7 protein-coding genes and 2 pseudogenes are annotated in these 10091 nt (G+C 41.9%); 1 reads left to right on the top strand and 8 read right to left on the bottom strand.

What is annotated here, in order from left to right; translation table 11 throughout:
- The 7 genes and pseudogenes from PRIP_RS11945 to zapA all read right to left on the bottom strand — a co-directional run.
- Positions 1-783: aspartate kinase (locus PRIP_RS11945; RefSeq protein ID WP_420912124.1), on the bottom strand; the 783-nt coding region annotated here is incomplete at its 3' end.
- Between the two features lie 144 nt (positions 784-927).
- Positions 928-2727: an excinuclease ABC subunit UvrC gene (uvrC, locus tag PRIP_RS11940; protein WP_036101357.1), complete on the bottom strand. Its 1800-nt coding sequence runs from the start codon at positions 2725-2727 to the stop codon at positions 928-930.
- A gap of 131 nt (positions 2728-2858) precedes the next feature.
- On the bottom strand, positions 2859-3173 hold the full coding sequence (trxA, locus tag PRIP_RS11935; RefSeq protein WP_036085579.1) for a thioredoxin: 315 nt from the start codon (positions 3171-3173) through the stop codon (positions 2859-2861).
- A gap of 78 nt (positions 3174-3251) precedes the next feature.
- Positions 3252-5610, bottom strand: a pseudogene (locus PRIP_RS11930) (endonuclease MutS2).
- Between the two features lie 24 nt (positions 5611-5634).
- On the bottom strand, positions 5635-7353 hold the full coding sequence (gene polX, locus PRIP_RS11925; RefSeq protein WP_036101356.1) for a DNA polymerase/3'-5' exonuclease PolX: 1719 nt from the start codon (positions 7351-7353) through the stop codon (positions 5635-5637).
- A 77-nt stretch (positions 7354-7430) separates the two neighbouring features.
- A pseudogene (locus tag PRIP_RS11920) lies at positions 7431-7971 on the bottom strand (CvpA family protein).
- Positions 7972-8238, bottom strand: a complete 267-nt coding sequence (zapA, locus tag PRIP_RS11915) for a cell division protein ZapA (protein ID WP_036085583.1) — start codon at positions 8236-8238, stop codon at positions 7972-7974.
- A gap of 175 nt (positions 8239-8413) precedes the next feature.
- On the opposite strand from zapA, the gene rnhC reads away from it, so the two are divergent.
- Positions 8414-9346 carry a ribonuclease HIII gene (rnhC, locus tag PRIP_RS11910; protein WP_149023819.1) on the top strand — a complete coding sequence of 311 codons (933 nt, stop codon included), beginning with the start codon at positions 8414-8416 and terminating at the stop codon, positions 9344-9346.
- 58 nt (positions 9347-9404) lie between these two features.
- Here rnhC and PRIP_RS11905 read toward each other — a convergent pair whose 3' ends face one another.
- Positions 9405-10079: a uracil-DNA glycosylase gene (locus PRIP_RS11905; RefSeq protein WP_036101355.1), complete on the bottom strand. Its 675-nt coding sequence runs from the start codon at positions 10077-10079 to the stop codon at positions 9405-9407.
- Positions 10080-10091 lie beyond the last annotated feature (12 nt).

Below are 10091 nucleotides of genomic sequence, written 5' to 3'. Positions count from 1 at the left end.
ATTGCCGTGGCCTAGTCCTGTGATGCCTTGGATGATAATGTCGACGTGTTGTGTTCGGCTAATGTTGTGAATACTTTGGAGACGCGCATGTTTTCTTTTTTTGTCCCAGTGAATGGTTATGCGGGTGATTTTATCTTCGAATGCGATTCCTCGCACGACTTTCGTGTTTTCCATGGTCATTTCCTCCTCAATCATGGTTCCTGCTTCGTCTTCGTGGCTGGCGCGAACTTCGAGTGGGATGCGATAGTTCTTTGCGTACTCAACGGCTCTTGGATGCAGGACGCCGGCGCCAAGATTGGCTAGTTCGAGCATTTCGTCGTAGGTGACTTGGTTTAGTTTACGGGCATTCTTGATGTAGCGTGGATCAGTTGTGAAAACGCCTACGACATCAGTGCAGATGCTACATTTGTCGGCTTCTAGTGCTGCAGCAAGTGCGACGGCAGTTGTGTCGGAGCCACCTCGTCCTAGTGTTGTGATTTCACGGTCGGCGCTGATACCTTGGAATCCTGCGACAATGACAATTTTGCCTTGGGAAAGTGCGTCTTGGATGGCTTCGGTATCAATGTCGAGAATTCGGGCGTTGCTTGCGATTGGCTCGGTGGTGATGCCTGCTTGCCAACCTGTATAAGAAACGGCTTCGTAGTTCTGTTCGTGAATCGCCATGCTGAGTAAGGAAATGGTCACTTGCTCTCCGGTAGATAGGAGCATGTCCATTTCGCGCTTGCTTGGATTGTCGCTGATTTCTAATGCCATGTCAACGAGGCGGTCGGTTGATTTGCCCATCGCGGACACGACGACAACGACTTGGTTCCCTTTTTTTTTTAAAATTCGCGGATTGCTTGATCTGCGGTTTTTTTTAATTTTTTTCGATGGTGCCTACTGAGGTTCCGCCGAATTTTAATACTACTCTTCCCAAAAATAACCCTCCTATTTCGGTTTCTCTTCGTTTAGTTTTGCGAACTTCTCGTGTACTGCTTCTGCGACAGCCATTGGCACGCCTGCTTCTTGGATTTCAGCGACGGTTGCCGTTTTTATTTTTTTCATGGATCCAAAATGTTTTAAAATGGCTTTCTTTCGGCCTGGGCCAACGCCTGGAATCCCGTCAAGTAGCGATTGGAATCCGGTTTTACTGCGCAATTGACGGTGGAATGTGATGGCAAAGCGATGGACTTCATCTTGGATTCGCTGTAATAGGTAGAATTCTTGACTGTTGCGGTGCAATGGTACGACTGCGAGTGGATCGCCGAATAATAACTGGCTTGTTTTATGTTTGTTGTCTTTAGCGAGTCCTGCGACTGGAATGTCTAAGCCAAGTTCGTTTACTAAAACATCTTTCGCGCTATCGATTTGCCCTTTCCCTCCGTCAATCAAAATTAAATCTGGAAGTGGCAAGCCTTCTTTTAGGACACGCCAATATCTACGACGCACAACTTCGCGCATTGTTGCGTAATCATCAGGACCAACAACGGTTTTGATTTTGTATTTTCGGTAGTCGTTTTTGCTTGGACGGCCGTCGAGGAAAGTAATCATTGCCGATACTGGGTCAGTTCCGTGAATGTTCGAGTTATCGAAGGCCTCGATGCGGTTTGGCGTCGGAATACCCATTGCTTCGCCCAGTTTCTCTGTTGCTCCTACTGTCCGCTCTTCATTCCGTTCGAGTAGCAGGAATTTCTCGTTTAATGCAATTTTGGCGTTCTTGTAGGCTAGTTTCACGAGGTCTTTCTTATTGCCTCGCTTTGGCACGAGAATTTTCGTATCGGGAAGTAATGCTTGAATCGCCTCTTCGTCCACATCATCCGGCAGAAAAATCTCTTTTGGCGGAATATGATTCGTTTTTTGATAAAATTGTCCAATAAAGGTTAGGAAATCTTCCTCGGCTTCGCTGTAAAATGGGAATTGGGACACATCGCGTTCAATGAGCTTGCCTTGGCGAATGAAAAAGACCTGGACGCACATCCAGCCTTTGTCGATAGCATAGCCAAAGACGTCACGGTCAACAAAATCAGTCATCGTCATTTTTTGTTTTTCCATTGTTGTTTCGATTGCTGTGATTTGATCGCGAAATTCGGCGGCTTTCTCAAATTGCATATCTTCAGCAGCGACTTGCATTTTTGTTTGCAAATCTTGTTTCACTTCTTTATAGCCGCCGTTTAGGAATTGGACAATTTCGTCCGTCATTTTTTTATATGTGTCGGCTTCAACTTTAAACACACACGGGGCTAGGCACTGACCAAGATGGTAGTATAGGCAGACTTTGTTTGGCAGTGTGGTGCATTTACGCAGTGGGTAAAGACGGTCGAGGATTTTCTTCGTTTCATTGGCGGCATACACGTTTGGGTATGGGCCGAAGTACTTTCCTTTGTCGCGCTTGACTTGGCGAGTAATGATAAGACGAGGATGGCGTTCATTGGTAATTTTGATGAACGGATAGGTCTTGTCGTCTTTAAGCATGATGTTGTAGCGCGGATCGTGTTTTTTGATTAGATTTATTTCGAGTAACAGCGCCTCCACGTTGGAAGATGTTACGATGTATTCAAAATCGCGAATTTCTTGTACGAGTCGTTGGGTTTTACCATCGTGCGAACCTGTGAAATAAGAGCGCACGCGGTTTTTCAATATTTTGGCCTTTCCGACGTAAATAATTGTGCCCTGCTGGTCTTTCATTAAGTAACAGCCGGGTTGATCGGGTAATAGGGCTAATTTATTGCGAATGTGTTCGGTCGTCATTATTTATCACTCCAAATACAGGCTTTACTTCCTTTATAAGTGTAGCATAAATCAACAAAAAAGCTAGAAAAAGAAGTGTGAAAACGTAGATTTAATCCCGCTTCCAAATCTTTTTCTAGCCGTCAACTAACTTATAAATATTTCGCTAAAACTTCATCCAATTCTTCTTTCGGACGATAGCCAATCACTGTATCAACAACTTCGCCATCTTTCTTAATAAGCAATGTTGGGATACTCATCACACCGAATTTACCTGGTGTTTCTTGATTTGCATCAACATCCATTTTAACGATTTTTAATTTATCACCTTGTTCTGCGGCAATTTCTTCTAAAACTGGAGCAACCATGCGGCAAGGACCACACCAAGTCGCCCAGAAATCTGTAAGCACAAGACCTTCGTTTGTTTCTTGCTCAAACGTAGCATCTGTAATTTCTTCAATAGCCATTTTTCTTACCTCCTCGCACATATTGTAACGCTAGTATAGCACTGCGCCCGCATGTGGAGCCAATAATCTGCTCAAAAATCATTTCAATTCCGCGATAGTTATACCGTTTCCGCCTTCTGCCGCGGCACCAAAGCGAATCGATTTAACCATGCGATGGTTTTTCAGGAATTCCGTAACGCCTTGACGTAACGCGCCGGTTCCTTTTCCGTGAATAATGCTGACTTGGTGATATCCGGCAAGTAGTGCTTCATCGATATATTTGTCCACTTGTTGCAGGGCATCTTCATAGCGAACACCGCGTAAGTCAAGCTCTGTTTTGGTAATAGAATTATCGCTTTTCACCGTTGTCACATGACGTAGTTTCTTCGGTTGTTCTGGTTGGAGATACTCAAGATCGGCTTCTTTAACTTTCGTTTTAATAATACCGATTTGCGCATTCCATTCTTTGCTGTTTACGCGGTCAAGTAACACACCTTTTTGATTTAGTGACAAAATGCGTACTTGGTCTCCTTTAGCAAACTTATGCACCACTTTTGGAACATCGTGAATCACTTTTTTCTGGATAGTTTTTGGTTTCACTTGGTTTAGGCGGCTTTTCATTTCTATGAGTTCATGTTCTTTGAGGCCTGCTGCGCCTTGTAATTGCATTTGACGCAGTTCTTGGATGATAACTTCTGCTTCAGTTTCTGCTTTTTCAATGACTTCTGCTGCTTTTTCATTAGCTTTTTCAATGAGTTTATCTTTCTGATTATGGTACGCGATAATTTCCTTTTTGGAGCTCTTTTAACAGTTTGTCACCATCACGACTCAACTGATACGCTTCTTCGTACTCTAGTTCTGCCGCTTTTCGTTTTTCTTCCAAGCTAGAAATCATATCGTTTAAATCTGCGCTTTCTGTATCGACAAGTCCTCTGGCAGCATCAATTACGCTTTCATTTAGACCTAAACGACGCGAAATCGCAAAGGCATTGCTTCGACCAGGAACGCCGATTAATAATTTATAGGTTGGGCTTAGTGACTCGACATCGAATTCGACAGAGGCATTCGTCGCAAAAGGACGATTATAACCGTACGCTTTTAGTTCAGGATAATGGGTCGTCGCAACGACGCTCGCATTTTTAGCCGCAACTGCATCCAGAATAGCAATGGCAAGTGCCGCACCTTCTTGCGGATCAGTACCGGCCCCCAACTCATCAAAAAGAATCAAAGAATCTGCATCCATCTTATCTAAAATAGAGACAATGTTCGTCATATGCGAAGAAAATGTACTCAGGCTCTGCTCAATCGACTGCTCATCCCCAATGTCAGCAAAAACTTGCGAGAATACCGCAATTTCTGACTCCTCTTCTGCAGGTACTTGCAAACCAGCCTGAGCCATCAAAGTGAGCAAACCAAGTGTTTTCAAGGTAATTGTTTTCCCTCCGGTATTTGGACCAGTAATAAGCATCGTCTGGTAATCCCCACCAAGCAGAATATCATTACTAACGACAGTCGCCGGATCAAGTAATGGATGACGCGCACGGAACAAGCGAACAATACCGTCTTGATTAATACGTGGTGTCACAGCTTTCATTGATTTCCCGAATCTCGCTTTCGCAAAAATAAAATCAAATCTGCCGAGTACATACGTATTTTGTCTGATTTCTGGTATGAATTCAGCCAATGTCGCTGAAACTTCCGCCAAAATCCGCTCAATTTCTTGTTTTTCTTTCGCTTGCAATGTACGACGTTCATTATTCATGTCCACAACACTTTGTGGTTCAATAAACAATGTTTGGCCTGAAGCGGACTGATCATGTACAATACCGCCGTAATGGCCTTTGTATTCATGACGCACTGGCAAAACATAACGATCATTACGAATCGTAATAACCGTATCACTAAGCATTTTGGAAGCATTTTTATCACGCAAATATTGTTCTAAGCGCTCACGAACACGACCTTCAGTGCGCCGAAGCGTCTGACGAATATTGCGTAAAGCTTCGCTCGCAGTATCTAAAATTTCGCCAGCCTCATCCACAGTAAGCACAATCGTCTCCTCTGTATCTTGCATTGATAAAAGCTTACTTGCCAAATCATCAAGTAATGGCAATTCTACACCTTGTTCGATTAAATCATCAATAAAATGCTTCATCAAACGACTTACGCGCAAATTGCTTCCCGTTTGGTAGAGCTCTATACCGCTTAAATCTCCACCAATCTCTAGCCGTTTCATATGAGCCGATACATCATAAATTCCTGATATCGGTGCCGATCCACGTAGTCGAATCACTTTTGCGCCTTCCTCAGTTTCTTGCTGTGCTAAATTCACTTTGTCGATTGTAGATGTCGGTTGTAACGCCCTAATCGCCTCCTCCCCCAGTGCAGAAGAAGCAAATTCGAGCAGTTGTTGCTTTATTTTATCGAATTCTAAAATTGTTTCTACTTTTTTACTCATAATTTATAACCCCATGTAACGTTCTTATTTTGCGGAACGTTTATTTTTAATAAATGCTAGGAAATCTGTCTTGCTTCTTGTATTCAGCACATCTCCCTTTGCAAGCCATCCTTTTGTCGCAGCTCGAACACCAATTTCCATAAAATCTAAATGTCTAGTATCATGTGCATCCGTATTGATAGCGATTGGCACATGGTGTTCTTTAGCAAGCTCCAAATATTTTGCAGTTAAATCCAATCGTTGCGGATTTGCGTTGAGCTCTAAAGCTGTCCCAGTTTCTGCCGCCAATTTAATCAATGCTTCAACATTTACATTATACCCATCACGTCGGCCAATCACACGCCCTGTTGGATGCGCGATTAAATGCACATACGGATTTTCACAAGCAGTCCGTAATCGTTTCATAATTTCTTCTTCCGATTGTGAAAAGCTTGAATGAATCGATGCAATTACAAAATCCAAATCTTGTAACAAACTATCATCAAAATCAAGCGATCCGTCTGGTAAAATATCCATTTCAATACCAGAAAAAATCTCAATTTCGGCGTATTGGTCGTTCAATGCACGGATTTCCTCCTGTTGCTTTCTGATACGTTCCTCCGTCAACCCATTGGCCACCTTCAAAAATTGTCCATGATCTGTGATAACCATGTACTCATATCCCTTGGCAATACAAGCCTCTATCATCTCTGAAAGCGAGTAAGCGCCGTCCGACCAAGTTGTATGCATATGCAAGTCGCCTTTAATATCTTCCAACTGAACAAATGCAGTATCTTTTGAAATCCTGTCAATTTCTGTCCCATCACGTCTGACTTCTGGAGGTATAAACGGAATATTAAAATGCGCAAAGAAGTCTTCTTCAGAATCGAACTGCTTCACATTTCCCGCCTCATCCTCAACACCGTACTCATTAATCTTTTCAGATTGCTGTTTGGCAATTTGACGCATCCGAATATTATGGTTTTTAGAACCTGTAAAATGATGTAGCGTACTCGCAAATTCCCCCGGCGCAACCATTCGAAAATCCACGGAAATCTTAATCTCATCATCCAGTTCAACGGAAACCTTCGTGTCTCCGGCCGCAATGACTTGATCAATCATCTCAATCGCAAGCAATTGTTCAGCAACCGCTTTAGGGTTATTTGTCGCAATCACAAAATCTAAATCCTTCACCGTTTCACGCAAGCGTCTGAAACTCCCCGCATGCGAAAAGCGTTCAATCTCCTCTATCCTAGCTAAATAATCCTCTAATTCTTTAGCAACTGGCAGTGCATCATTTAGCGGATACCGATCTGGGCGGTCTCCCATTTCCTGAACCGCTTCCACCATTTTATCCACCGACTTCTGCCCGAAACCTTTGAGTGCCGAAATGCTTCCATCCTCAGCTTTAGCAAGTAGTGAATCTTTGTCTACAACGTCCAGTTCTTGATATAATCGTGACAATTTCTTCCCGCCTAATCCAGGCACTTTCAAAAGCGGAACAAGCCCTTCTGGTACTTCTTTTTTAAGTAAGTCGAGTTCTTCTGATTCACCTGTTTCAATGAAATTCTGAATAATGACAGCTGTTGATTTTCCGATACCGCTTATTTTTGTGAAATCTTCTATTTCTGAAAAGCTACGTTCATCCTGTTCTAATGCAAGCGCCGCCTTCCGAAAAGCCGATATTTTGAACGGATTTTCACCCTTTAACTCCATATATAAAGCGATTGTTTCTAATAAGTTAACAATTTTCTTTTTATTCATTATTCCACACTCCCCCTTAGAACAAGCAGAAAAGCTGGAACTGAGCAGCCCCAGCTTTTCGCTGACATCTAAAAATTCTATGGTAACATACTAGTCATCCAATTATAAAACGATTCCGAGAGCCACGGCGTATTCTTCAATATCCATTCCGCTACAGAAGAACCAGTAATCGCTTTTTGGGCCCACTCTGCTGGAAAAATTGCTCCAACATACAAAACCAAGAAAATCAGTAAATACGTGGTTAAAACTCCTAAAAGGGCACCAATCAGCCCATTCACTTGACGTAAAACCGGCACTTTCGTTACACCTTTAAAAAGCGAAGCAATCATGTGCACAATTATAGTTGCTACAATAAAAATCAGTAGAAAAGCAATACTATTATAGTACGCGTTTTCGGTATGGAGAGTCTCTAATAGCACATACAAATCATTCGCTTTATCCAACTGCGGATACGGGATAAATGTAAGATGTGGCGCTAACATTTCATAATATTTATACGCTACAAAATAAGACAGTAAATAACCAATTGTAATGATTAATTGTCGTAAAACACCATTTCGATATCCATTAAAAAACCCACTAACTAAAAAAAATTATTATTAAAACATTTAAGATCATCTATTCTCTTCCTTTAAGCCGAGCTAGCTCTTTCTCCAGCTCTTGATATTTTTCCTCAAGTTTCAGATAATCATGTGTGGCATTGACAGCAGTTAAAACAGCTAATCTGCCACTGTCCAAAGAACGATTTTGCGAACCGATTTCATGCATTTTTTCATCCACAAGACGCGCAACATGGCGAAGGTGGTCTATTGTTTCAACACCAACAATGATATATTCTCTGCCATAGATTGTTGTTGTCAATTTATTTCTAGTATTATCTGCCATCTGTCTTCCTCCTCATTCAAACACAATATCCTACATGTACCTCATCTTATCATGAATTGCAAACGAAGAAAAGAGCAAATGTTCCAATCCTTAACGATTTCAGCCTTAAGTATGAAACAATGCCCCCTATTATGGTAGAATAATAGGGAAACTTTAGAGAAAGTAGATGATTCCAATCGCAAACACCGTTATCCAAGCTACACCTAGTCAAATCGAAGCCATGCAAAAAGCTTACTTGTCTTTCATGTCCGATAAAATACCACCTGGCGCTATATTTGCTGTAAAGAAAGCTGGTCTTTCCATCACTGCTTATAAGTCTGGAAAAGTCATGTTCCAAGGCGTAAAGGGCGAAATGGAAGCAGCAAAATGGGGAAGTCCAACAGCACCAAAAATAAAACCAAGCAGTTCAAAGTCAGCATCCGCACTTCCAGTTGGATTTGCAAATAAAAACGTTGTTGGTTCCGATGAAGTTGGTACAGGCGATTATTTCGGCCCCATGATAGTTGCGGCATGCTATGGGGATCAAGCTATGATGCCCCTACTTAAACAACTCGGAGTAAAGGATTCGAAGGCGATGACAGACCCAGAAATTTGTGCCATTGCGAAAAAAATAATTCCTGTTGTGCCACATAGCCTCTTACTTTTGCCAAATCCCAAATATAACGACCTTCAGGCTAAGGGAATGAATCAAGGTCAAATGAAAGCAATCCTCCATAATCGTGCTTTAGAAAACGTCATTGCCAAAATACAACCTATTAAACCAGATGCTGTCCTGATTGACCAATTTGCAGAGAAAAATACATACTATCGCTATTTAGCAAAAGAACCTTCTATTGTTCGCGAGAATGTATTTTTTGCTACAAAAGCGGAAGGCCTTCACCTTTCCGTCGCAGCTGCATCTATCATTGCTCGCTCACGATTTGTCGAAGCTTTTCACGAGATGGAACGTGAACTTGGTATATCTCTACCCAAGGGCGCAAGTTCCAAAGTGGACCAAGTCGCAGCCAATATCATCGATACCAAAGGAATTGCGACACTTCAGCAATATGTAAAATGGCATTTTGCAAACACAGATAAAGCTAAGCGACTATCGCACACTACTAATTAATCATTTTCCTATATGAGAGTCGAATCATGACCACTAGTGATTCGACTTTTTTGCGCCCTCACACACTGGGAATTTGCCAAAAAATCGGAGAAACTCCATTATCTTCTAAATACTTATTGCTTGTTGAAAAATGACGACACCCCATAAAACCGCGATTTGCTGACAATGGACTTGGATGTACCGAGGTCAGAACTAAGTGATTTGAATTTTGCAGTAGTTTCTGTTTTGATTTCGCATTATTTCCCCATAACAAGAAAACAACGGGTTCTGGCTTTTGGCTAATAAGCGAAATAATAGTATCTGTTAACTGCTCCCACCCCCGATTTGCATGGGAGTTAGGCTGTCCTTCTCGAACTGTCAACACCGTGTTTAATAACAGTACGCCTTGTTGAGCCCACGGCAATAAATAGCCATTGTTCGGTATTTGCAAACCTAAATCATCTGCTAATTCTTTATATATATTCACTAAAGAAGGCGGCGTCCGAATACCTTTCTTCACTGAAAAAGACATTCCATGTGCCTGATTTGCGCCATGATATGGATCTTGTCCTAAAATAACTACTTTTACATCTTTATACGCCGTGTATTTCAAAGCGTTAAAAATATCATACATATCTGGGTATACTTTCTGATTGCCATATTCCACTTTCAGAAATTCTCGTAATTGCAAATAATAGTCTTTGGTAAACTCATCTTGTAAAAGTGTATCCCAATCATTTCCTAATTGAATCATGTTGTCGCCCCC

This window comes from Paenilisteria riparia FSL S10-1204 (assembly GCF_000525995.1).
Lineage (GTDB): Bacteria > Bacillota > Bacilli > Lactobacillales > Listeriaceae > Listeria_A > Listeria_A riparia.
This window is presented reverse-complemented; position numbering and strand designations above follow the sequence as displayed.